The following is a 414-nucleotide window of genomic DNA, read 5'->3' as shown; positions in this document are numbered from 1 at the left end:
GTTTGTATGAAAATTGATAGTCAAACTCTTAGAAGAATAGCGCATTTGGCCAGATTGGACTTCGAAGAAAAAGCTGAAAAGGAAATGATCAGTAGTTTGAGTGAGATTTTGGATTGGGTCGAAAAGCTTAATGAGTTGGATACAGAGGGAGTTGAGCCTTTGACTAATATGGCTCAGGAGGTAAATATGTTGAGAGAGGATAAAGCCCGCCCTTCTTTGTCTCACGAAAGGGGTTTGCGAAATGCGCCTAAGAAGGATAGCAATTACTTTAGAGTTCCAAAAGTTTTGGAATAGATCTATAATCACAAAAGTTCTTGGATCTCTATCCTGAAATTAAACCTATGGTTTTCTGAAATATAATTCTTTTATTCAGGTGCTCTGGTGAACCAAGTAAACAGAACTTTTAAAAAAAAA

General features: G+C 36.5%; 1 protein-coding gene. It reads left to right on the top strand.

Annotation, left to right across the window (positions count from 1 at the left end; genetic code table 11):
* Positions 1 to 6 precede the first annotated feature (6 nt).
* On the top strand, positions 7 to 294 hold the full coding sequence (gene gatC / locus E1171_RS00175; protein ID WP_155202980.1) for an Asp-tRNA(Asn)/Glu-tRNA(Gln) amidotransferase subunit GatC: 288 nt from the start codon (positions 7 to 9) through the stop codon (positions 292 to 294).
* Positions 295 to 414 lie beyond the last annotated feature (120 nt).

The organism is Xanthovirga aplysinae (assembly GCF_009711365.1).
Lineage (GTDB): Bacteria > Bacteroidota > Bacteroidia > Cytophagales > Cyclobacteriaceae > Xanthovirga > Xanthovirga aplysinae.
This window is presented reverse-complemented; position numbering and strand designations above follow the sequence as displayed.

Excerpts from the sequence above, each read along its gene's own strand:
- gatC (WP_155202980.1), top strand. The coding sequence starts at position 7 with ATGAAAATTGATAGTCAAACTCTTAGAAGAATAGCGCATTTGGCCAGA.